Source organism: Prevotella lacticifex (assembly GCF_019973375.1).
Classification (GTDB): Bacteria; Bacteroidota; Bacteroidia; order Bacteroidales; family Bacteroidaceae; genus Prevotella; species Prevotella lacticifex.
The window spans coordinates 771,880-796,236 of sequence record NZ_BPTV01000002.1 but is presented as its reverse complement, the minus strand read 5'-3'; the positions used below and the strand labels follow the sequence as shown (position 1 = coordinate 796,236).

At 48.2% G+C, this 24,357-nt stretch carries 17 protein-coding genes; 8 read left to right on the top strand and 9 right to left on the bottom strand.

Annotation, left to right across the window (positions count from 1 at the left end):
* Positions 1-389: 389 nt before the first annotated feature.
* Positions 390-1,604 carry an ISL3 family transposase gene (locus LDN30_RS13530; protein ID WP_223926253.1) on the top strand — a complete coding sequence of 405 codons (1,215 nt, stop codon included), beginning with the start codon at positions 390-392 and terminating at the stop codon, positions 1,602-1,604.
* A 1,010-nt stretch (positions 1,605-2,614) separates the two neighbouring features.
* On the opposite strand, the gene LDN30_RS13525 is transcribed toward LDN30_RS13530, so the two are convergent.
* Positions 2,615-3,721: a glycosyltransferase gene (locus LDN30_RS13525; RefSeq protein ID WP_223929835.1), complete on the bottom strand. Its 1,107-nt coding sequence runs from the start codon at positions 3,719-3,721 to the stop codon at positions 2,615-2,617.
* A 478-nt stretch (positions 3,722-4,199) separates the two neighbouring features.
* Here LDN30_RS13525 and LDN30_RS13520 point away from each other — a divergent pair, with 478 nt between their 5' ends.
* On the top strand, positions 4,200-6,104 hold the full coding sequence (locus LDN30_RS13520; RefSeq protein ID WP_223925324.1) for an IS1634 family transposase: 1,905 nt from the start codon (positions 4,200-4,202) through the stop codon (positions 6,102-6,104).
* A 65-nt stretch (positions 6,105-6,169) separates the two neighbouring features.
* On the opposite strand, the gene LDN30_RS13515 is transcribed toward LDN30_RS13520, so the two are convergent.
* Positions 6,170-6,868: a response regulator transcription factor gene (locus LDN30_RS13515; protein ID WP_223927312.1), complete on the bottom strand. Its 699-nt coding sequence runs from the start codon at positions 6,866-6,868 to the stop codon at positions 6,170-6,172.
* Positions 6,861-8,303 (bottom strand): sensor histidine kinase, encoded by a 1,443-nt coding sequence (locus LDN30_RS13510; RefSeq protein ID WP_223927313.1) that lies wholly within the window; start codon positions 8,301-8,303, stop codon positions 6,861-6,863. The genes LDN30_RS13515 and LDN30_RS13510 overlap by 8 nt, the downstream gene beginning before the upstream one ends.
* Positions 8,304-8,474: 171 nt before the next feature.
* Here LDN30_RS13510 and LDN30_RS13505 point away from each other — a divergent pair, with 171 nt between their 5' ends.
* From LDN30_RS13505 to LDN30_RS13495, 3 genes are all read left to right on the top strand, one after another.
* The gene (locus LDN30_RS13505) at positions 8,475-10,553 is read left to right on the top strand and encodes an outer membrane beta-barrel protein (RefSeq protein ID WP_223927314.1); all 2,079 of its coding nucleotides are present in this window, start codon (positions 8,475-8,477) and stop codon (positions 10,551-10,553) included.
* Between the two features lie 226 nt (positions 10,554-10,779).
* Entirely contained in the window at positions 10,780-11,178 is a 399-nt protein-coding gene (locus LDN30_RS13500; RefSeq protein ID WP_223926852.1) for an ISAon1 family transposase N-terminal region protein, read from the top strand.
* Positions 11,168-12,256, top strand: a complete 1,089-nt coding sequence (locus LDN30_RS13495) for a transposase (RefSeq protein ID WP_223927145.1) — start codon at positions 11,168-11,170, stop codon at positions 12,254-12,256. Before LDN30_RS13500 ends, LDN30_RS13495 begins: the two co-directional genes overlap by 11 nt.
* 151 nt (positions 12,257-12,407) lie before the next feature.
* Here the strand turns inward: LDN30_RS13495 and LDN30_RS13490 are convergent, their stop codons facing one another.
* The 4 genes from LDN30_RS13490 to LDN30_RS13475 all read right to left on the bottom strand — a co-directional run bounded on the left by LDN30_RS13490 (position 12,408) and on the right by LDN30_RS13475 (position 16,406).
* Complete coding sequence (locus LDN30_RS13490; RefSeq protein WP_223926253.1) at positions 12,408-13,622, bottom strand: ISL3 family transposase; 1,215 nt, start codon at positions 13,620-13,622, stop codon at positions 12,408-12,410.
* A 634-nt stretch (positions 13,623-14,256) separates the two neighbouring features.
* The gene (locus LDN30_RS13485) at positions 14,257-14,727 is read right to left on the bottom strand and encodes a hypothetical protein (RefSeq protein ID WP_223929833.1); all 471 of its coding nucleotides are present in this window, start codon (positions 14,725-14,727) and stop codon (positions 14,257-14,259) included.
* A 57-nt stretch (positions 14,728-14,784) separates the two neighbouring features.
* Positions 14,785-15,312: an FHA domain-containing protein gene (locus LDN30_RS13480; protein WP_223927323.1), complete on the bottom strand. Its 528-nt coding sequence runs from the start codon at positions 15,310-15,312 to the stop codon at positions 14,785-14,787.
* On the bottom strand, positions 15,309-16,406 hold the full coding sequence (locus LDN30_RS13475; protein WP_223929830.1) for an HU domain-containing protein: 1,098 nt from the start codon (positions 16,404-16,406) through the stop codon (positions 15,309-15,311). Before LDN30_RS13475 ends, LDN30_RS13480 begins: the two co-directional genes overlap by 4 nt.
* A gap of 299 nt (positions 16,407-16,705) precedes the next feature.
* Here LDN30_RS13475 and rfbC point away from each other — a divergent pair, with 299 nt between their 5' ends.
* The 3 genes from rfbC to LDN30_RS13460 all read left to right on the top strand — a co-directional run bounded on the left by rfbC (position 16,706) and on the right by LDN30_RS13460 (position 20,282).
* On the top strand, positions 16,706-17,260 hold the full coding sequence (gene rfbC / locus LDN30_RS13470) for a dTDP-4-dehydrorhamnose 3,5-epimerase (protein WP_223927321.1): 555 nt from the start codon (positions 16,706-16,708) through the stop codon (positions 17,258-17,260).
* 37 nt (positions 17,261-17,297) lie between these two features.
* Positions 17,298-18,092 (top strand): DUF4738 domain-containing protein, encoded by a 795-nt coding sequence (locus LDN30_RS13465; protein ID WP_223929828.1) that lies wholly within the window; start codon positions 17,298-17,300, stop codon positions 18,090-18,092.
* 444 nt (positions 18,093-18,536) lie between these two features.
* Positions 18,537-20,282, top strand: a complete 1,746-nt coding sequence (locus LDN30_RS13460; RefSeq protein WP_223929827.1) for a glycoside hydrolase family 43 protein — start codon at positions 18,537-18,539, stop codon at positions 20,280-20,282.
* 76 nt (positions 20,283-20,358) lie between these two features.
* On the opposite strand, the gene LDN30_RS13455 is transcribed toward LDN30_RS13460, so the two are convergent.
* Together LDN30_RS13455 and LDN30_RS13450 are read right to left on the bottom strand one after the other, a co-directional pair.
* Positions 20,359-21,945 (bottom strand): PD-(D/E)XK nuclease domain-containing ATP-binding protein, encoded by a 1,587-nt coding sequence (locus LDN30_RS13455; RefSeq protein ID WP_223929825.1) that lies wholly within the window; start codon positions 21,943-21,945, stop codon positions 20,359-20,361.
* Positions 21,946-22,504: 559 nt separating this feature from the next.
* Positions 22,505-24,094 (bottom strand): PD-(D/E)XK nuclease domain-containing ATP-binding protein, encoded by a 1,590-nt coding sequence (locus tag LDN30_RS13450; RefSeq protein ID WP_223929823.1) that lies wholly within the window; start codon positions 24,092-24,094, stop codon positions 22,505-22,507.
* Positions 24,095-24,357: the final 263 nt, after the last annotated feature.

Below are 24,357 nucleotides of genomic sequence, written 5' to 3'. Positions count from 1 at the left end.
ATGGCAGATCCTCCTCCGTCGGATCTTGGCGCTGACACAAAGAAAAACCATAAAAACAGGCTATCGCGATGCGATTGTCTTTCCCGTTGTTCTGTATATTGGGTGTGAGTTATTGGTCCCTTTGCGGGCTGCTACTGTAAACGTCCATCGTTTATGTCCGTTGTTCTGTATATTGGGTGTGCGTTAATGATCCCTTTTAGGGCGGCCTTCGTGGTCGTCATTACAGGTGCTGCACCTATCCTCTTGCAGGGGCGGCCCTTGTGGACGTCCGGTTGGTCGGAAGACCGAATCTCGGTTCATCCGACAAATCGTGTGATAAAGTGTGGATGATGTAAAGAAAATAGCTGGAAATCCATTACCTTTGTAAGTGATTAAAAAAAACAAGACAAATGGACACCAGCTATATCTATTATGCATACGGAATCAGGGACTTCGAATGCACTAAGACTGAGTACAAAGGTAATACTATTATTCATCATATCCAAAAAAGAGATGTAAAAACTCGATGTGAATGTTGCCATAGTCACGTTGTCGTACGCAACGGGTTCAAGATTCGTAAAATCCGCAGTGTCAACATTGGTACCAAGCAATCAATCTTACATGTAAAGGTGCGTCGTCTAAAGTGTAAGACATGTGGTGCTGATGTCTATGAGGATCTTCATTTCGTTACCGGCAAGCAGCGCTATACACATCGTTTGGCAAGGCTCGTGATAGAACTGCTTCATAGAATGACGATAAAAGATGTAGCCCACTATCTCGGTCTGAGTTGGGATACGGTGAAGGATATCCACAAGAACTATCTCAATCATAAGTTTTCTCATATAGATATCAAGGATGTCAAGCACATTGGTATTGATGAGTTCGCTTTGAGGAAGGGACACGTCTATCTGACTATTGTGGTCGACATGTTGAGTGGTGCCATTATACATGTCGGAGATGGCAAAGGAATCGATTCTTTGAAGAAGTTCTGGCCCAAATTGAAGAGAAGCGGCGCGAAGATAGAGTCCGTGTCTTCAGACATGTCCGCTGCGTTCATCTCTGCGATTAAGAAAAACCTACCTGATGCCATTCACGTTTTCGATCACTTCCATGTGCAGAAACTGGCAGGCGAAGCCTTGGACAAAGTCAGAAGAGAGGTCTATAATCAAGAGAAGGACTTAGAAAAAAGAAAAGTCATAAAGGGAACGCGCTGGCTGTTGTTGCGCCATGATAAGGATATTTTTACAGAGGATGAAAAGAAGAGATTGGATAACGTAATCAAGATGAACGAACCTCTGAGCAAAGCCTACATTCTCAATGAATACTTGCAAGAAGTATGGAAGCAGGACTCATATAAAGAAGGAGAAGCTGTGCTGGATGACTGGATAAAACAGGCTCGGGAATCAAAAGTTCCCACCCTTGAAAAGCTGGGTAATTCCATCGCCGCTTACAGAACTGGAATCCTGGCTTATTACAAATGTAGGACAAGCAATGCAAAAGTAGAAGGGATCAACAATAAAATAAAAGTCTTGAAGAGAAACGCCTATGGCTACCGGGACATTGACTATTTTAAGTTAAGACTTTTCAATTTGCATAATGACAAAATCACACGATTTGTCGGATGAACCGAAAGAATCATCCACGTGGCAATAGGATGGTGAAAAACCCTACCCTATCTGCAGTGTATTCTCTTTGCATCTCGCCCGCTGTCGGTAGGATGGGGATAAACCCCACCCCTACGGTGGCTGAATGCAGCAACGTGTTAATTATCAGTGTGTTGCATGATTATTTAGCATGATGTGGCTGTGCGCTGCAAGTATATTCCATGCAGGTGTGGCAATCCCCGCGGCGACAGCGGTTTTCCTGGTTTTCCTTGCCGTGATGCAAGCCTGAGGAACGAAGGCTGTTTCTTTCTGGTGCCGGTGGGCCGAAGCTTGCTTCGAAGCACGACGGCACCAGAAAGAAACAGAGGGCGAAGCCCTTGCATCACGGCAAGGGTTTTTTCGGTTTTTGTCGGAACAAGATGCCATTTCATAGCTTGGCGGCCTCTAACCCGCTCAATATCTCATGCAAACCGCTGATACTAAGACGTTTGCATCACTCTGCCGCGCGCAGGGGTGGGGTTTATCCCCATCCTCGCAGCTGCGGGGCAGCTACTTTATTTTTCATCCATTGCTGCAGAGTATCTACCTTAATTCTTTCTCGCAGTTAGTAGGGCTGGGATAAACCCAGCCCCTACGGTGGATAGGTGCAACACATTGATAACCAATGCGTTGTTAACATTAACCCTTTGTAGTTAGTAGGGCTGGGATAACCCCAGCCCCTACGGTGGATAGGTGCAACACATTGATAACCAACATGTTGTTAACGTGATCCACTTGCAGGGGCGGATAGGTAGGGTTAGGGGCCGTCCGGTCGGTCGACAGACCGAATAAAAACATATTTATTTGCCTCTTCGAGGCAAGCGGACGGCCATAAAGGCCGCCCCTGCAAACGCACTGTGCCGCGTGCCCGCTGGTTGTTCTCCGCACCCACCTATCCGCGCCATGCAAACGTCCGTCACTTTATATCCGTGGCTCTGTGTGATCAGCTGGATGCCCGCACCGCAATCTAACATACTTTATTATATATTGGGCTACTCCTCCATGAGGGCGCGGTAGACGGCATCGTACTTTGCGGCGGTGTCCTTGATGTCGTACTGGCGGGCACGGCCATAGCAGCTCTCGGCGACCGACTGGTAGAAGGCGGCATCGGCGCGCAGACGGGTGAGGAGGGCGGCAAGGGCGGCGGCATCGCCCTCGGGGAAGAGCAGACCGTAGCCTTTCGTCACCTCACGGAGACCATTGACATCGGAGGCGATGAACGGCCTGCCGGCACTCATACCCTCGATATTCGACAGCGAGAGACCCTCCCAGTGGCTCGACATGACGATGATGTCGGCGGCTTTCAGTACCCGTGGCACATCGGTGCGCATGCCGAGGAATCGCACCCTGTCGGCAACGCCGAGACTCACGGCCATCTCGCTGACCACCGGCTGCCTGACGCCGACACCGGCAAACCACACCTCAAAGTCGTCGCCACCGAGGAGCGACAACGCCCTGACAACGGTGTCCTGGTCCTTGGCCTCACGGAATCCCGCCACCATGACGACGGCCGTACGCCCCGCCTTGGCCCGAAGGAGGACATCGTCGGGCGTGGCATGGCGTACAGCCTCAACATCGACACCGTTGTTGACGGTCGTAATCTTCGAGTAACGGCGCGACCGCCGGTCCGTCCACGCGCCACCCATATACTCGCGGAGCTTCTCTTCGGCAATCTTGGAAATACAGATGATATGTCCGTAACGGCCGTACATCCAGCTCTCTATCGGTGCGTACCACTTCCACTGCCGTTTGCGGTTCGACGTGGTGTGCTCGGTGGTGCAGAGACGGGTGCGGCTGAACAGCGAGGCGATGGCCACGAAGAGCTGCGGCGACGAGTTGTGGGTGTGGACGATATCGTAGTGGCGCATGATACGTGCCAACTTAATGATATACAGTGGGTTGTAATAGCCGTGACCGAGAGTCCAGACGTGTATGCCTGGGTTCTCGTTCCTCAGCCGCCGCATCAGGGCCGTTTCCTCACCGTTGAACAAGCACACGTCGACGGTGTTGCCCATGGCGCGCAGCCGTGGCACGAGGTTGACGACGAGGGTCTCGGCCCCGCCGGTGTGTAGAGATGTTATTACTTGAAGTATCTTCATTTTTTTCGTTACGCTTGAGAATGAACCAATGCCGGTAAAGTCCGGGGCGGGGGAACATCTGTCAATATTGCTGAGACGGAACGCCTATGCGTGAGGTCTGGCTGTCAGTCGGCAGGACTCTTTTCCATTGCCATCTTGCCATAGACAGACGGTTGAGACGACCATATAAATCAGCCGCCTTCTCTTTGCCAAGACATGCCTGGAAAGTAGTCATGACAAAAATAACAATAAGGATGACAACCCTTTTCATGCTTGCAAAAATAAATATTCTTTTTCACTTTCCAAAACAATATGCAATATTTTCCATAAAATGAGTGCCCCATAAACACTGCCCGCAATGTGTTATTAACCCAAGTTTGACGCTCTAATGTTTTTTTTCAGAATTTTTTCCAGTGTTTATAGGGGTTTGCGTGGTCAAACTGCTCAAAATCGCAATGTAGAACACAGCAATGTCGTAGGGATTGCTTATCTTTGCGGCATGAATTTTACGTCCCAAATACGTTACAACCCACAGACGTGTAAAGACGAGAAGTATTACCGTCTGAAGGAGTCCTATCGCGATGCCAGCGGTAGGGTATGTACTTTGATATTGCTCAATGTCGGGTTTATACATGACCTATCCCCAGAGCAGATAAGAGATGTTGCGCGTGGACTGACGTATCTGTACAATCACCAGAAGGATGTCCAACTTTGGGATGAGAAACTGCAAGGTTACTCGGAAGTGGTTCGTGACAGAGTGCATGCGTACTGGGCCAGACTTGTCGAGGAGGAAAAACTTGATATTGTGGGCAACGCCTACGAGAGAAGCAAGTCCAAGGCCAGGAAACGGATAGATGTTGACACTATGAGGCATACAGACGCAAGGGAAGTCGGCTGCGAATGGCTATGCCTGCAAACGATTCGTAAACTTGGTCTGGATACATTTCTCCGTTCTTTGGGATGGTCTGAGGACAAGGTGAAGGTCACTTTGGCCCATCTTATTACGAGGGCGGCCTATACTCCGTCCGAATTAAAGTCAATATCCATTATAAAAGAGAACTCTGCAGTGTGCGAACTCCTTGACCTTCCTATGGCCAAAATAACTCCAAGGAGGATATATCGAGTTGCCGATGACCTTTATTCCATAAAGGATAAGCTTGAGAAGTATCTTTGCCACAAGACCGACGACCTCTTCAAACCGACCAACCGCATTATGCTCTTCGATCTCACCAACTTTTATTTTGAGGGACGCAAGACCGGCAGCAAGAAGGCTGCCTTTGGCCGTTCAAAGGAGAAACGCAGCGACTGCAAGCTGCTTGTCCTCGCGCTATGCATCAATACTGACGGCTTCATACGTTACAGTGCGGTACTGGAAGGCAATACCGCCGATCCAAAGTCACTTCCCAACATGGTGGACGAGCTTATTGCTGAGAATCCGGCCAAATGTCCCGATAACGAGGGAGTGCTTGTAGTCATTGACGCAGGTATCTCAACTGAAGATAACCTCAAGACTATAAGGGACAAAGGATACAACTATCTTTGTGTATCCCGCAAAGCTCTTACCGAATACACCACCCCCGAGAATGCTCCCAAAGTCACAGTTTGCGATTGCTTGAAGCGCGAGATAACGCTTCAACGCGTAACAACGGCCAAGAATGACGACTGTTACCTCAAAATAGACTCTCCTGCAAAAGCGTTGAAGGAAGAATCCATGAACCGCAAATTCCGTGAGCGTTTTGAGGAAGGGTTGAAAAAAATCAGAAAGAGTACCCAATCAAAACACGGGATAAAAAACTACGGCAAGGTACAAAACAGGATCGGTGCCCTGCAAGGAAAATATCCCTCTATAAGCCGATATTACAATATAAAAGTTGAGGATGACGGACACGACAAAGTCGCTTCTATGACATGGGAGGTCAACATCCCGGACAAGGTGGAATACGGAACATACTTCCTCAGAACCAATGTGAAGAAATTAGATGAGGAAACGACCTGGAACTACTATAATCTTATACGTGAAATAGAATGCTCCAACCGGCAGCTCAAAACCGACCTCAGCCTCAGGCCCATATACCACCAGACTGACAATAGGGCAGACGCACACCTTTTCTTAGGGCTGCTGGCTTACTGGATAGTAAACACCGTGCGCCATCAGATGAAGGTTGCCCGGCGAAAGCAAGGCAAGGATGAGCATGGGCGGGAGCGTTCGACACCGTACTGGTCGGAGATCATGCGGATCATGAAGACTCAAAAAGCAGTTACTACCACAGCAGTAAATGCGCTTGGAGAGGCTGTCGAGACCAGACTGTGCAGTGTGCCTACAGATAGTGCAGCTGAAATCTACGAGTTGTTGAAAATCAGTAAAGTGCCATTTAAAAAAATAAAAATCTGTAGAACACAGTAGGACTTTTTAAAAACACTAAATTGCTGATACAGAACAACTAAGCAAAATACGATGTCAAAGTTGGGTTAATACACAAGTTTATAGCCCTCCCCTCTTACATTTATTATATTTATAGCTTCATCATTAGCTAATTTATGGCGCAATTTTGTTATAAACACCTGAAGGCTTTTTGAAGCATATATACCATCATTTCCCCAAAGCTTGAGAAGAATATCCTTATAATCGACATTCTCAAAAGCATTTTCAGCGAGAATCTTCAAAAGTTCTGCTTCTCGATTAGAGATTGAGATTTCTTTGTCATGATAATATAATATCTGTTTGTTGTAATTAAGTTTATATTCGCCAATGGAAATCACATTCTTCTGCGAATGGTCTCCTTGACCATTATTAAACATCGATGATATTTTCACAAGTGACTTTATACGAGCCATTAGTTCCTGTATGCTGAAAGGCTTTCGAAGATAATCATTAGCTCCGATACTAAATCCTTCGACAACATCAGACACAGCAATTTTTGCCGTTAGGAAAAGGACTGGCGTATTTTTATCCGATTGTCTTATTCGCTTGACCATCTCAAATCCATTCAACTTTGGCATCATAACATCAGTAACAACGACATCAGGGGCAAATTGATAATATAGATTGAGTCCATCCTCCCCATCAGGAGCCACAATGATTTCATACCCTTGTGCTTCTAATGTATCTTTTAGAATCAGTGCAAGGTTCTCTTCATCTTCAACCAACAATATTTTCTTCTTATTCATGCCTTTCAAATATCAATTTTACAGTTGTACCTACGTTTGGTTCACTTTCAATATCGATTGTCCCATCAAGTTTCTGCATCATGCATTTGACGTAATAAAGCCCCAATCCATAACCTTTGACATCATGCAAGTTTTCATGCGGAACACGATAGAACTTATCAAATATTGAATGAAGATTTTTTCTTTCAATTCCAATACCTTTATCTGAAATAGCAATAACAATGAAATTCTCATCCCTCTTCAATGATATAGATACTTCTGCTTTATCTGCTGAATACTTTATAGCGTTATCAATAATATTTTCAAGAATATGACTAAAATGTTTTTGGTCCGTCCATAACATTTCCTCTGCATCTACATTTATAGTAAAGGACACAGGCTTCTTTGCCTTCATTTTCTCCATCTCAACAATATTCATTACTGTATTGTGTATATTAACATATACATATGATAATTGCATATTGACTCTCTTTTCCATACTCATAGATAGAATTTCTTCTACTAACTTTTCCAACTGCTTTAGTTCCGTAAGTGATATTGTTAAGTATTTCTTTAGTTTGTCCGGATCTTTTGCAATACCATAATTCAACAAAGCATCGTTTGCAGCATAAGCAACGGCTATTGGAGTTTTTAACTCATGTGAGACATTATTGGTAAAATCCGTTTTCATTTCATCCAAAGCATGGAGACTATGGATATTCTTTCGGAGATACCAAAGTGAAAAAGCAATCAATCCCCATAACAATAGAGAACAGATAATAATTCCTGTCATATCTCGCAGGACAAGGATAGGGAAACAAGACAATACTATTGTGTAATATGCCTTGTGGTCGCCAAATCCGTATATGAATGTCTCTGATAATGATTTAGCTTGACAACCTCCTTCAATATACTTTGCTCGAAGTCTTCCATCAGAATAATAAAATATACAAAGTGGACAGTCCAGATGCACTTTTTTAAGATTTTTCCTTAGTAGAGTATAAAAGTATCTTAAGTCATTCATTTTGACAGAATCAAGAGCAACATGCAACTGATTCCTTGTGTCTTCCGCTATGATTTTATAAGGATTATCTAAACTGTCTTTTTTACTATTGACAGAAACTCCAGTATTCCTCACTGTCTCGCATTTATAAACCTTCTCTATAGTTACGATTTTGGAATCATGTAAATGCCTGATGTATGTTTTAAAAGAGGCTAACTTTTCATTCTTGTTGTTGGGACTTACATCCAATGTTACCGATGCGCCTAAACTATGTCCTAATAAAGATGCTCTTTTTTCCATCTCTTGATAATCTGAACACTCAATGACACCATAAATTTCATCTTTAATTTCATGTTTCCTTTTGTTATATAAAGAGTATAACCAATATCCTTGGTAAACCAGAAGGATTACCAAAACAATTAGAACAATATATCTCGATTTATAATCTTTCATAATTTCGTTATTTGTTGTGCAAAGATATAGATTTATTTTCATTACGACGACCCTGTTTGATTAGAAATGTTAAGCAAATAAGAATAATTAGGCATATTGATAAGAAACGGTAAGCAATTTTTCTTGCATCATATATCTTATTGAGTTAACTTTGCAAAAAAAACATTTGATATGACATCAATTTTCATTAAAAACATCGTATTACTTTCATTTGCCTTTGCTCCTTCTTTTGCATTGGCACAGCAGAATGACTCTACTCGAATGGATAGTATTATTCATAGTCTACCAGAAGTGTTTGTTAAGGGTGAAAAGCCTATATGTAAAATTCATGGGAGCACCATCATATATGATATGTCACAGTTAATAAAAGTCAAGAACATAGATAATATATATAGTGCTTTGGGAGAGATTCCTGGCGTCGACTATCAAGATGGTAACTTCATGTTAGCAGGAATGAATGCAACGGTAGTCATAGATGGAAAGGTTTCTTCCTTATCTTCTGACGATTACGCCGCTTTGCTCAAAAGTATTCCTGCTAGCAGAATTGCTTCTGTTGAAGTTTCTTACAATGCCTTACCCACAATGCATGTAAGAGGAACCGTTATTAACATAAAGACAAAGAAGCATAATAGTGAACATAGCTCCATCGAAGGAGAAATCAATGTCCTGTACAGTCAAAGTCATGATGCGGCATTTAGAGAGGGCTCATCCTTGTTATATCGTAACAAGAAGTTCACGGTAGACTTTATCTACAGTAATAAAAACGGAGAAAATTATACTGTTACTAATGAGCATTCAAAACATTTTTTGAACGGAGAGTACAAAGATGTCCAGTCAGAAGAGATTATGAAAAGTAAGTCATTCTCTCATCTTTTCCGGTTCGACAGTAAATACACATTCACTACAGACCACGAACTAGAAATTGCCTATCAATGTGGATATTCCAAATCCAGAAATAGGTACAATATCTCTGGTAATATTTTAGGTAACATGAACTCTTCAAAATATTCTTGGCTACATGACTTTCGAATTGACTATACAATTCCATTCGGCCTAACTGCGGGAGCAGAGATGACTTATTACAATATACCTGAGAGACAACTTCTAAATTCTTCATTGTCATCCGACAGCATTCATTACAGAGTCTACAATAAGCAACGACTCAATATATGGAAATTTTACATGGATCAAGAAATGGAAGTCAATGATAACGTTGAAATCTTTAGTGGTCTAAACTATAGGACATCCATAAATCACTCTGGACAAGATTATTTGGAAGGAACGTTAGTATTGAACAAGTATCCAGAATCAACATACACCAGGCAAAGAGAGGACGAATTCAATGCGTACATAGGTGCAAGTATGAAATTGAATGAAAAAATAAATCTAGATGCTTCGATCTCTGCAAACTATTTTCACAATCCTATGTGGAAAGAATGGCATTTGTATCCTTTGTTAAACATAACCTACCATCCTGCTTCTAGTCATACCATTCTATTTGCATTAGAGACGAATAGAAATTATCCGGACTATTGGGATATGACAGATTTTATCAGTTACAGTCATGGAGGTTATAATGAGATTGTAGGAAATCCTAACTTAAAGCCCTCAGATGATTATCATACGCAATTGGTATATCTTTTTAAAAATAAGTATCAGTTTACTACATGGTATAATTACACTAGCAATTATTTTATTCAGATGCCTTATCAGCTTCACAATAGGTTAACCATACGCTATCAAAATCAGAATATAGATTTTCAGCAGCAGTGTGGAATTCAAATTTACATTCCCCTAACTTGGACGGAATGGCTTGATTCGTATTTTACTATAATGGGAGTATACGTTAACGAAAAGGCGAGTCAATTCTATGACATTCCTTTTAATCGTGACATTACTTGGGGAATGATAAGGATGAGCAATGATATAAAATTATCTAGCCACATGTCCTTGTCTATAACAGGAAAGATAAGGACCAAGTCAATACAAGCGATATATAATCTTCCTGCATCAGGAAACTTAGATATTTGTGCTAATATCAAGCTTGCAAAAAATAAATTATCAGGCAAGATTTTCTGTAATGACATTTTACAAACTTCATCTATTAATCCACGAATTACTTATGGAAATCAAAATTTAAAGATGAAATTTGCGTGTTATCGGACTTTTGGACTATCTCTAGTTTATAAGTTTGGGGGATATAAAGAAGAGGAAAGAAAAAAAGTTGATACTACTCGGTTCAAGAAATGAATAAAATAAGTGATGTTGCTAGCACAACAGACACGGTCTATGTGTTTATCACTGAGATTCTTAAGTAAGAGTCATGTTTAATAGATTAATCGACTCTAAAAAATTCGTAAGGGGGACAGAATATGGCCCAAGGGGGATTGTCCGTGGCAGGCGGATGCCGCTGCCTAACCAAAGAACTTGATATGATAGCGTGCTAAAACTATTTTTTTTGCTTACCTTTGCGGTCATGGAACAAGAAAAGATAGACTTCTACAAAGGTTTAGCGATATATATCCTCCCCGAGGGCGTGACTAACTACTTTGACGTGGTGGACTTCAACGAGCAGCCAGCCAAAGATCACGGGAAGCTTTACAAGACCGAGCTTCACATATATCTTGATGAGAAGGACAATCGTCCAGAGGGCTTTGATGGCGTCAAGTCAAACGGCTTCGGTGAAGAGAGGATGATATACGACTTCCCTGTTCGCAACCGTAAGACGATACTTCATGTGCGTCGTCGGCGCTGGCTTACAGCTGATGGTAAGAGTGTCTCATTTCCTCTGGAAGAGGCAGCGAAGATAGTCTGCGAAGGTACGTCATACTCCAAGGAGCTGGCGCTTTTTTTAAAGAGAGCGGATGGACAATGAGCCAGTGACGGCCAAGAGCCTGAGCTGGACTTACATGATCCAGGGCAACACTTTTGCGCGTGCCTACAAGGATACTTTGAGCGATTTTCCCACTTGGGTTAAGAAAGAGAATGTCGATGATGGAATACTTATCGCCAAGAACCTCGGCCCGAGGCTCGGTATTGACGAGTCTGAGTTCGGGCATGAGGTGTACACGATTCTCCACAACAAGGATGCGCATGGCAAGAAGGGCGCCATCGTTGCTATTGTCAAGGGCACCGACCCCGAGACAGTTGCCAAAGCCCTGAGAAAGATGCCGCAAAAGGATCGGGAAGCGGTAGGGCTGGTCTCCATGGACCTGAGCGACAGCATGCGCTCTATCGTGAGAATGGCCTTCCCTAATGCCATGGTGGTACGCGACTGCTTCCATGTCATGAAACGAGGTGGTGAAGGGATCGAGGAACTGCGCATGAAATACAAGCGGGAAGCTGTCAAGGATGTAAACCGCCAGAAGGCAGAGTTCAAGAAACACCTGGAACAACTCGCCAAGCAACGCAAGTACTATCGTAACAGCAGGAAAAAGCAAGGTAAGAAGCGATGCAAGGGTAAGCGCCGAGGCCGCAAGCCAATGCGGCTGAATACAAGGTTTGAGCCCAAGAGGCTGAGCAATGGAGAGACCTTGGTAGAAGCTCTGACCCGGTGCAAGAAGCAACTGGGCAGAAGCTATGGCGACTGGAGCATAAACCAGAAGAAGAGGGCAAGAATTCTGTTCCGGCTCTTCCCGAAACTGAAGGAGGCGTATTGGCTGATAAACGATCTCAGAGCAATCTTCCGTACGAAGTCTAACACCAAGGCGACTGCGAAGAAAGCGCTTGAAGGATGGTACAAGAAGGTCACCAAATCTACCCTTAGAGAGATCAAATCCGTAAAACAGTCTATCCAGCACTACGAGGACGAGATACTCAATTACTTTATCAACAGAGACACTAATGCTTCTGCAGAATCGCTCAACTCCAAGATGAAAGCCTTCAGGTCATGCCTGAAGGGGATAAGGGATATACCCTTCTTTTTCTATAGATGTGTTACTGTCTTTGGTTAGGCAGCGGCATCTGCCCGCCACGGACAATCCCCCTTGGGCCGCTTTTATGGAAAAATTCAACTTTTTGTCTATTGCAGTTTTAGGATGCATGATGTTGCCAAGAATTCTGACAACTAACAATCTAAGTGTTACCTTACCAAGTCAAATGGGTTCATCCGACAAATCGTGTGATTTTGTCATTATGCAAATTGAAAAGTCTTAACTTAAAATAGTCAATGTCCCGGTAGCCATAGGCGTTTCTCTTCAAGACTTTTATTTTATTGTTGATCCCTTCTACTTTTGCATTGCTTGTCCTACATTTGTAATAAGCCAGGATTCCAGTTCTGTAAGCGGCGATGGAATTACCCAGCTTTTCAAGGGTGGGAACTTTTGATTCCCGAGCCTGTTTTATCCAGTCATCCAGCACAGCTTCTCCTTCTTTATATGAGTCCTGCTTCCATACTTCTTGCAAGTATTCATTGAGAATGTAGGCTTTGCTCAGAGGTTCGTTCATCTTGATTACGTTATCCAATCTCTTCTTTTCATCCTCTGTAAAAATATCCTTATCATGGCGCAACAACAGCCAGCGCGTTCCCTTTATGACTTTTCTTTTTTCTAAGTCCTTCTCTTGATTATAGACCTCTCTTCTGACTTTGTCCAAGGCTTCGCCTGCCAGTTTCTGCACATGGAAGTGATCGAAAACGTGAATGGCATCAGGTAGGTTTTTCTTAATCGCAGAGATGAACGCAGCGGACATGTCTGAAGACACGGACTCTATCTTCGCGCCGCTTCTCTTCAATTTGGGCCAGAACTTCTTCAAAGAATCGATTCCTTTGCCATCTCCGACATGTATAATGGCACCACTCAACATGTCGACCACAATAGTCAGATAGACGTGTCCCTTCCTCAAAGCGAACTCATCAATACCAATGTGCTTGACATCCTTGATATCTATATGAGAAAACTTATGATTGAGATAGTTCTTGTGGATATCCTTCACCGTATCCCAACTCAGACCGAGATAGTGGGCTACATCTTTTATCGTCATTCTATGAAGCAGTTCTATCACGAGCCTTGCCAAACGATGTGTATAGCGCTGCTTGCCGGTAACGAAATGAAGATCCTCATAGACATCAGCACCACATGTCTTACACTTTAGACGACGCACCTTTACATGTAAGATTGATTGCTTGGTACCAATGTTGACACTGCGGATTTTACGAATCTTGAACCCGTTGCGTACGACAACGTGACTATGGCAACATTCACATCGAGTTTTTACATCTCTTTTTTGGATATGATGAATAATAGTATTACCTTTGTACTCAGTCTTAGTGCATTCGAAGTCCCTGATTCCGTATGCATAATAGATATAGCTGGTGTCCATTTGTCTTGTTTTTTTTAATCACTTACAAAGGTAATGGATTTCCAGCTATTTTCTTTACATCATCCACACTTTATCACACGATTTGTCGGATGAACCTGTTTCTTTCTGGTGCCGGCGGGCCGAAGCTTGCTTCGAAGCACGACGGTACCAGAAAGAAACAGAGGGCGCAGCCCTTGCATCACAGCAAGGGTTTTTCTTGTTTTTGTCAAAAAGGAATACGCGTTGTCCGTGATTTGCTGTGCGCAGCCTTTGCGTCCTTTGCGAGAAAGAATCATCCACGTGGCAATAGGATGGTGAAAAACCCCACCATCTGCGGTGTAATTCCCTTTTCATCTCGCCCGCTGTCAGTAGGATGGGGATAAACCCCACACCTACGGTGGCTGAATGTAGCAACGTGTTAATTATCAGTGTATTGCATGTTCTATTTTTGTATGAGGTGAACACGGTAGCTAAATGCAGCAACGTGTTAATTATCAGTGGTTGCATGTATTATTTTTGCATGAGGAGGCTGTGTGCTGCAACCGCGCTGTGCCGCATATCCGCTGATGGCCACGAGGGCCGCCCAGCACGTGTATCACATTATCAATGCTGTGACCGCGAGGCTAAAAATTATTCTTTGCTCTCCTCCGGCTGATTAGTAATTCTGGATTATCTGGTCGTGCTTCTTGCGCTGCTCCTTACTGAGGCCACGGCGCTTGAAGAGCGAGAAGAGGTCGAAGGAGAAACCGCCCGACATCTTTGGCGTATAGTAGTCGCGGGCATCCTTGGTGGCCTCCTTGACGTCGAACATCATCTTCCGGCGGCCGTAGATGACTACCTCGTCGAGGGAGTGATATTTCGGAATAAGCTCTATGGTGTCGGTCATCTCGTAGAGGTTGAGGGTCAGCGAGAGATAGTTGGGATGCGTGATGGTGACACTTGTACACGGTTTGTCGAGGACGAACTCACCGCGCCAGTTTGTTGTTACGACAGCGTTGCGGTTGGTATAAATTTTCACGTCGCGCACGGGCACCCCGTCGGCCATATTGACGATGACCCCACGCTTCTGGGCCATTGTCACGATGGCTATGCCAAGAAAAAAGAGTGTGGTGATAATCGTCCTCATGATGCCGTCGTTTTGTTGTCCTGAAAATTGAATCCTGCTTGCCGCAGCGTGCCGTTGTCAGTCCTCGCTGCCGTCGCTGAGGATTATGGTTGTGGCCCCGATATTTATCATTGCCCCCGGCTCGATTATGCGGCGCTCCTGCGGGTCGATGCGCTCGCCGTTGAGGAAGGTGCCGTTGTTGCTCGGTCCGTCGCGGAGAACGTATTGCAGAGCTCCTTTCTTCGTGCGGCTCACGGTAATGACACAGTGGTTGAGGTCCATGGTGAGGTCGCCCGTATCGATGGGGCACCGCACCTTGTTGCCCCGCATCATCCGGCCGATGCTGTTGTCGCCCGTCTGGAGGGGAATCTCCTGTCGGAAAGAGTATTTATTCTCTATGGCCACAATCATGCCATAGGGAGCGTTGCCGGCGCGCGTCTCCTCCTCGGCGTCGGTGGGATTATCCTTGAGTTTCGAGAGTCCGAAGCGTATTCCGAACTTCTTTCCGCATTTTTCGCATACGAACATCACCTTCTGTCCGGCCACAAACCTCGTCTCGTCGAAGGTCAGGGGCTCACCGCATTGCGGGCATCTCACCTTTTTCATTCCTTAACCTCCAATAGCCATGAGTCCTTGAATGTGTCGTCGCCGACGAGATCGTTGAGGCGTTTGTGGGCCTCGTCCTTTGTCTTGAAATGTCCGTAGAGCACTTTTACGGCCCCCGTCGTACTGACGATAACGTCGCTGCGGCCCTCCTTGCGGAGCTTTGCAGCCAATGCCTCGGCGTTGGCGCGTGGCACATGCGAGCACACCACGATACTCCAGTGGCTGCCGGCTGATGCCGGTGCCGTCGCGTCAGTGCCGTCGTCGCTGGCCGTTGCTGCTGCCTCGGTGTTCTTCTCCGTTGCCGTGGCCTCGCTGGCTTGTGCCTGATCGGTCTTTGCAGCGGTGGTTTCAGCGTTGGTTGGGGCGGCAGTCTTGCTTCCGGTGCCACGGGCACTGAAAGCCGCCGTCTTCGTATGACTGTCGCTGCTGTGGGGGATGAGCATCTCGTAGAATCCGCTCTCGATATTCCCCGTCGTCATCGCACCATGGCGGTGGGCTATGGGGAAGGCTATAAGGCCTACGGTGGCCACCACGACAGCGGCCACGGCGGTATTGCGGACGGCCTTGAGGCTGATATTCAGCGTGCGGCGACCGCCCTCCTTGGCGATATATATGGCGCGGGGCTTCTCCTCAGCGACTTCGGCCTCGACGGTAGCCGGTACCTCCTTGTCGGCCGGCAGAAGGGGCATCTCGAAGGAGCTGAAAGCATAGAACTGCGGGGTGAGGATTCCCGCCTCACACGGCTCGAAGTTCATCTTGCCGTCGTGGTCGTAGAAGAGCCGCCCGAGGTTCTCCAGTTCGTAGCTGCCCGTATTACCCATGATACGCAGCATCTCGCGCACCTCATCCTCGATGGCACTCACGGCCTCGGGATAGCTGAGGTCGTAGGCCTCGACATACGACTGTGCGAGCAGTGAGTCGTTCATCTTCAGCATCGGGTTGAACCCCAACGTACGGTAGGGCGGCAGGAAGAGCTCCTCGTCGCCGTCGTAGCGGGCCACAACGCGATGCGCCACAAAGCCCCCGAGATTGGGGACGATAACGCACTCATTGCCCAACAGCAATATCTCTATATGTCTTGCGAGTCGTATCACGGGTGATTAATAATCGTTTTATTTCAAGTTGCAAAATTACGATTTAATTCTGTAATTACCAAGCGAGTGCCGCGGATTTTAATTAAATTAATCATTAAAAAGCTGTCAAGGCTTTGTTCTTTGCCCGAAAAAGTGTATCTTTGCACACATATTCTATATAGTATACTAAGAAAGAAAAATTCGCATCAAAACAAACTGATAATATATTGAACTGGGAGCGGCAGCACTGTCGAGCCACATTGTTGTGAGCGGCGGCGGGCTATTGTGTCGCAACCACTGTATTTCAACAAGGAAACAAAATGGAGTTTAAGAAAACAGCTATTGAGGGAGTATGGGTGCTCGAGCCCAAAGTGTTCAACGACAACCGCGGTTACTTCTTTGAGTCCTACCGCCAGAGCGACTTCGACGAGCATATCGGCCGTCATGTCGAGTTTGTCCAGGACAACGAGTCGAAGAGTTCCTATGGTGTTCTTCGCGGCCTTCACTATCAGAAAGGCGAGTTCTCGCAGGCCAAGCTCGTCCGCGTCATCAGCGGGCGCGTCGTCGACGTGGCTGTCGACATCCGCAAGTCGAGTCCCACCTTCGGCAAGTATGTAGCTGTGGAGCTCTCGGGCGAGAACAAGCGCCAGTTCTTCATCCCCCGCGGCTTTGCCCATGGATTCCTCGTCCTCAGCGATGAGGCCATCTTCACTTATAAGGTCGACAATATCTATGCTCCTCAGAGCGAGGCCAGTATCCGCTGGGACGACCCGACGATCAACATCGAGTGGCCTATCGATCCGAAGGATGTCGTCCGCTCGGAGAAGGACATGCAGCGCGGGGTGGCTCTCGCCGATGCAGAGGTCTTCGAATAATACTGACAATCATGCCACGGGCATGACAAGGCGAAATATGAAACACTCAACAATAATTCTCATTGCCTTAGCAGCGCTGCTCGCCATGGCCGGATGCCGCCGCGGCACTGATACCGCCGCCAACGAGGACCGTCAGGCCAAGCAGATGCTTCAGGGAATATGGATGGACGACGAGAACGAGAATGCCGTCTTCTGGGTCAGGGGCGACAGCATCTTCTATCCCGACTCCACCAGTCAGCCGGCGAAATTCTGGGTCTACGGCGACAGTCTGTATATCCAGGGCCACACCGAGCTCCGCCACTACAAGATTACCAAGCAGGCTCCCCACCTCTTTAAGTTCATCAACGAGATGGGCGACGAGGTGAAACTCACCAAGGACAGCGGCGAGACACTGCGCGGACAGTTCAATGTCTACCGTCCCTACGCCATCAACGTGCTGCGCCACTACAGTTCCGACACCCTCTTCCATGCCGAAGGCAGCCGGTGGGAGGTGAAGGTTAAGGTGGAGCCCACGACCGACCCGGTGATAAAAACCGATTATAACGATGTCGGAATAGAGGTCGACAACCTCTATCTCGACAACCAGGCCCACGTCACCGTGCTCTTCGACGGTGTGGTGGTCTACAACCATGATTTCGTCAAGGGCGAGTTTGAGCGCTACATGCCGAAGGATATGGTCAGCAAGTCGATGCTCAGGTATATGGACCTCTTCGGTGCCGACTCCACAAGCGTGTATCTCGATGCCACCGTGGGCATTCCCGATGCTTCGTCGTCGTATGTCATCGAAACACGAATACAGCGCGACGGAAAGACGTCAATGAGAGTGAAATAAAGGAAAAACGGTTCCGGTGAGCGACCTTCGCCGAAGCCGTTTTTTCTTCTTGCTGCGGCGGGGTGGGGCCATGCCGTGCCGTCCAATCCTTCGTGGTAATGGACAAACGTTTAAATGGGCGATTAACGAATATGCCGCAAAGAACGTTTGCAGGGTTAGGACCTTCCGCAATCTGTGGACAATTGCACGCATCCATCGTGACAATCGCGTTGGCAATCCGTTGATAACGAACTTGCTGCACTCATCCGCCGTAGGGGCGGGGTTTATCCCCGTCCTACTGCCACATGACAAATCTTACTTAACAGTTCGCTCGATAAAGTCCTGAAAATCTTACTTAACAGTTCGCTCGATAAACTCCTGAAATTCACTGATAATCAATGCTGATTTCCGTAAAAAGGACTTTCTTGGGTGGACACCACTAAATACTAAACCAATTCAGAAACAATGAAATTAAGAAACATCATCTTCCTGACGGCCCTCACGCTCACGGCTGCGGCCCCGGCGCAGGAACCGTCGAAGACATGGAATCCTAACGTTGCGGGAAACAAATACCGCAATCCTATCATCGATGCCGACTACAGCGATCCCGACGTGTGCCGCGTGGGCAACGACTACTATATGACGGCATCGTCGTTCGCCTGCTTCCCCGGGCTGCAAATCCTGCACTCCACCGACCTCGTCAACTGGCAGATAGTCGGTACGGCGCTCACCGACGACTATCCCGTCCTCGAGAAGTACCGTGGCACCGACCTCGACTGGCACCGCCGGTCGCAGCACGGCAACTACGTGTGGGCTCCGTCGATACGCTATCACGACGGCTGGTTCTACATCTACTGGGGCGACCCCGACCAGGGACTGTTCATGACGAAAGCCCGCGACGTGCGCGGACCGTGGGAGAAGCCCGTCCTCGTCAAGGAGGCAAAGGGCCTTATCGACTGTTGCCCGCTGTGGGACGACGACGGCCGCGCCTACCTCTCCCACGGATGCGCCGGGTCGAGGGCAGGGGTGAAATCGGTGCTCTTCGTAGCCCCGATGTCGCCCGACGGCACACATGTCACGGGACCCTCGCGGATGGTCTACGACGGCCATGAGGACCAGCCCACCATCGAGGGAACGAAATTCTACAAACGCAACGGCTACTATTATATAATGTCACCGGCAGGTGGCGTGAAGTACGGATGGCAGGTCGAGCTGCGGTCGAAGAACCCCTTCGGCCCCTACGACGAGTATGTCGGGATGGCCCAGGGCAAGTCGAAGGTCAACGGCCCTCATCAGGGCGCGTGGGTCGACACGCAGAACGGCGAGGACTGGTTCATCCACTTCCAGGACAAGCACGCCTATGGCCGCGTCATCCATCTGCAACCCGCACGGTGGGTCAACGACTGGCTCGTCATTGGCAATGATGCCGACGGCGACGGCTGTGGCGACCCGGTGAGCGTATGGAAGAAACCGAACCTGCCCGCGGGCAAGAATCTGCAGCCCAGTGAGGACGACGACTTCAACAGCACCGAGCTCGGACCGCAGTGGCAGTTTGAGGGACCGTTCAGCCAGTACTGGTATTTCTGCGACGCCAAGAAGAGCCGGCTGCGTCTCTATGGACCGCAGGCTCCCGACAACTACCGCAACGTCAGCGACTTACAGAACGCACTGCTGCAGAAGCTGCCGACTGAGAACTTCACGGCCACGGCGCGCGTGCGCTTCATCCCGAACCCCGACTTCAAACCCAAGGGTGAGGAGGGCGGTTTCGTCATCATGGGCCTCGACTATGCCGGAATAAAATTTGTCTCGACAAAGGACGGCTGCGCCATGCGCTATGTCGTCTGCAAGGATGCCCAGAAAGGGGCCGCCGAGCAGACTGTCGCCGAGCAGGCGGTGAAGCTCACGGCCATGCCGAAGCCATACACCCAGAAGTATGCCGTCGACGATATTCCCCAGCCGCGCAGCGCCACACCGTGGATGTACGTCCGCGCGAAAGTCCACAGCGAGGGCACGGGCAACGCCATCAGGGCTTTCGCCCAGTTTGCCTACAGTAAGGACGGCAAGAAGTTTACCGACCTCGGACAGCCCTTCGAGATAAAGGAGGGCAAGTGGATCGGTGCGAAGATAGGCTTCTACTGCATGCGGCCGTCGACGAAGAACGACTCGCCATTCTTCGATGTCGACTGGATCCACTTCACGGGAAATAAATAATGCGTGAGACGGGAAGCACCGCCTCGCACCCGCTGTTTTCTCCCGTTAGCAACCTGGAGACAGGTCGATCTTGCTCCTACGCCTCTTCCGTCTCCCACTCGCTGACGGTGTGCTTGTCGGTATCGAAACGGACAACGACCTTAACAACACGGCGGCCGTCGGAGAGATAGGGCTTGGCATAGCCACGTGCGTTAATCTGGTCGAGGGCTTGGCGGGCAGAATCGCCGACCTTCAGTTCCATGACATATATCGTGTCGGGCATGAAGATAACCATATCAGTACGACCGCCAGCCACTTTCACCTGCGTGCGAACATAGACGTTGAGCATGGAGAAGATGAGATAGAACGTGTATTCGTAGAATCCCTCCTTCGTCGTGGCCTCGGCGAGCTTCTGCTTAAAACCCTCGACGTATGGTATGCCTGCAAGATAAGACTGCATGTGCTCCATGGCGAGGTCGATGTCATTCTGCTTGAGAGCCTTCCAGAACTTCAGGGCAAATCCCACCTGCACATCAGCATTGTTCAAGCCAGTGTAGGTGGGCAGCAGTCCGTTGACATAGCCTACCCGCACCTCCTGGTTGGGGATAGATAGGAGGTAAGTCTCGCCCTCGGGGTCATAGTCCTTGATGGTGAGGTAGCCACTCTGATAGAGCAGCGGCAGCGCGTCCTTCATATTCTCCGTGGGCTGGTCGAAGGCCGACTCGGGAACGTCGAGGGAGTCCAGCGATGTGATGTCGGTGTGGAAGTGCTGCATCTGCTTTATGAGGAATGTCGGCGTACCGGAGGCGAACCAGTAATTGTTTAGTCGGCGGTGGAGAAAACAACTCAGCAGACTGAAGGGATTATAGACCTCAGGAGCATCTGCCGCGAAGTGATAACCGTCGTAGCGCTGTTTCAGTCTGTCGTGCATCTGCTCCGGCGTCGTCTGTAGGGCAGCGGCCAACAGTTCCACGTCGGGCCACAGGGTGGTGCACAGCTCCTCCTCGGTGAAGCCGCAGATGGTAGAGAACTCCTTCTCCAAAGACACATTGGCCAAGTTGTTGATGGTGGAGAAGATGCTCAGCTGCGAGAACTTCGTGATGCCGGTGATGAAACAGAACTTCAGGTAAGCCTCATTGGCCTTCAGCGGCACATAGAACTCCTGCATGACTTTCCGCATGGCATCGAGAGTCTCCTGACTGTGGAGTACGTCGAGCAGCGGTGCGTCGTATTCGTCGATGATGACCGCCACCTGCCGCCCGGTCTTCTTATAAAGCCGTCTTATCAACCCGTCGAGTTTCTCACCGGGAGTAACCTCGTTGGGGGCTTCCTCATAACAGTCCATCCGTTTTAGTATCAGAATCAGCGACCGTTGTAGTTCCTGTGGCGACGACTTTCCCTTGGCCACGCTGAGGTCGAGATGGAGCACGGGATACTGTGTCCATTCCTTCTCCAGCGACATTATTTTCAGGCCTTCGAACAATTCACGGTCGCCCTTGAAGTAAGAATCCAAGGTCGACGTGAGCAGCGACTTGCCAAAGCGTCGCGGACGACTCATAAAGATGAACTTGGAATAATGAGCCAACTTCCATACGAGGTCGGTCTTGTCAACATACAAGTAGCCTTCTCGTATGATTTCTGAAAATGTCTGTATTCCTACCGGATATCGTCTTTCTGTTGCCATAGTCTTTGCTGCTAATATTCTTCCGTCGGCAAACTTACAAAAAAAAGTTGAGATGACATAGGATTGGGTAAAAGAAAATCGTCATCAAGTTCTTAGGCTGAAGATTATTCTCCGCACGAGTCTCGGCAAGCAATGGCCGCGTCCCCAGGAGGTCCGCTCCCATCAGCGGACAACAACATAATCTTGTATAAGGAAAATAGCCACGAACAGTCTTTAGCTCCCAAAGGAGCTCTGAGTCTCAGTCTACGGGATAGTCTTGCGAGCAAGTTCGCCGTCTATCCCGTAGGCCGAGACTCACCCCTTCGGGGTTAAAGCCTGTTCATGATTTTCCTCACTTCTATTGTTAGCGTTGTCACTCGCTGATAATATTTGGGTGTTCCAATGACGGAAACAGGTCCATGAATTTTATTGTGGACCTCCCGGTAGCTGCCGCGATAGCATGATGCTATTAGAGTCAAGCAAATGTGGAAAAGTGGTTGGGACATCATTTTATGGCCGGCAATAAGCCCTGAGTGCTCTGTCCCCTGCGCTCCTCAACCCGTTGCGCGAGCTCTTGCTCCTACGCTTCTTCCGTCTCCCACTCGCTGACGGTGTGCTTGTCGGTATCGAAACGGACACCGACCTTAACAACACGGCGGCCGTCGGAGAGATAGGGCTTGGCATAGCCACGTGCGTTAATCTGGTCGAGGGCTTGGCGGGCCGAGTCGCCGACCTTCAGTTCCATGACATATATCGTGTCGGGCATGAAGATAACCATATCAGTACGACCGCCAGCCACCTTCACCTGCGTGCGAACATAGACGTTGAGCATGGAGAAGATGAGATAGAACGTGTATTCGTAGAATCCCTCCTTCGTCGTGGCCTCGGCGAGTTTCTGCTTAAAACCCTCGACGTATGGTATGCCTGCAAGATAAGACTGCATGTGCTCCATGGCGAGGCCGATGTCGTTCTGCTTGAGAGCCTTCCAGAACTTCAGGGCAAATCCCACCTGCACATCAGCATTGTTCAAGCCAGTGTAGGTGGGCAGCAGTCCGTTGACATAGCCTACCCGCACCTCCTGGTTGGGGATAGATAGGAGGTACGTCTCGCCCTCGGGGTCGTAGTCCTTGATGGTGAGATAGCCACTCTGATAGAGCAGCGGCAGCGCGTCCTTCATATTCTCTGTGGGCTGGTCGAAGGCCGACTCGGGAACGTCGAGGGAGTCCAGCGATGTGATGTCGGTGTGGAAGTGCTGCATCTGCTTTATGAGGAATGTCGGCGTACCGGAGGCGAACCAGTAATTGTTTAGTCGGCGGTGGAGAAAACAACTCAGCAGACTGAAGGGATTATAGACCTCAGGAGCATCTGCCGCGAAGTGATAACCGTCGTAGCGCTGTTTCAGTCTGTCGTGCATCTGCTCCGGCGTCGTCTGTAGGGCAGCGGCCAACAGTTCCACGTCGGGCCACAGGGTGGTGCACAGCTCCTCCTCGGTGAAGCCGCAGATGGTAGAGAACTCCTTCTCCAAAGACACATTGGCCAAGTTGTTGATGGTGGAGAAGATGCTCAGCTGCGAGAACTTCGGGATGCCGGTGATGAAACAGAACTTCAGATAAGCCTCATTGGCCTTCAGCGGCACATAGAACTCCTGCATGACCTTCCGCATGGCATCGAGAGTCTCCTGACTGTGGAGTACGTCGAGCAACGGTGCGTCGTATTCGTCGATGATGACCGCCACCTGCCGCCCGGTCTTCTCCTTGGCGCGGTGGATGAGGCCGGTGAGGAGTTTGCCGGGAGTCGTCTCGTCATTCGTGCGGCCATAGACCTCTGTCAGAGGTTTCATCATCCACATCAGCGTCTCGCGCAATTCTTTGGCATTGTCCTGTCCCTTGGTAATACTGAGGTCGAGATGGAGCACGGGATACTGTGTCCATTCCTTCTCCAGCGACATTATCTTCAGTCCTTCGAACAATTCACGGTCGCCCTTGAAATAAGAATCCAGGGTCGACGTGAGCAGCGACTTGCCAAAGCGTCGCGGTCGACTCATAAAGATGAATGTGGCATAGTGAGCCAACTTCCATACAATGTCGGTCTTGTCGACATAGATATATCCATCCTTGATGATTCTCTCAAAGGTCTGTATTCCTACCGGATATCGTCTTTCTGTTGCCATAGTCTTTGCTGCTAATATTCTTCCGTCGGCAAACTTACAAAAAAAAGTTGAGATGACATAGGATTGGGCAAAAGAAAATCGTCATCAAGTTCTTAGGCTGAAGATTATTCTCCGCACGAGTCTCGGCAAGCAATGGCCGCGTCCCCGGGAGGTCCGCTGCCCATAGCGGACAAAACAGTTATCTATGTGTTGAGCCTTTCATGGTGTCCGCTGGGGGCAACGGACCTCCCTGGAGCTGACACCATGAAATGCTATTAGAGTCA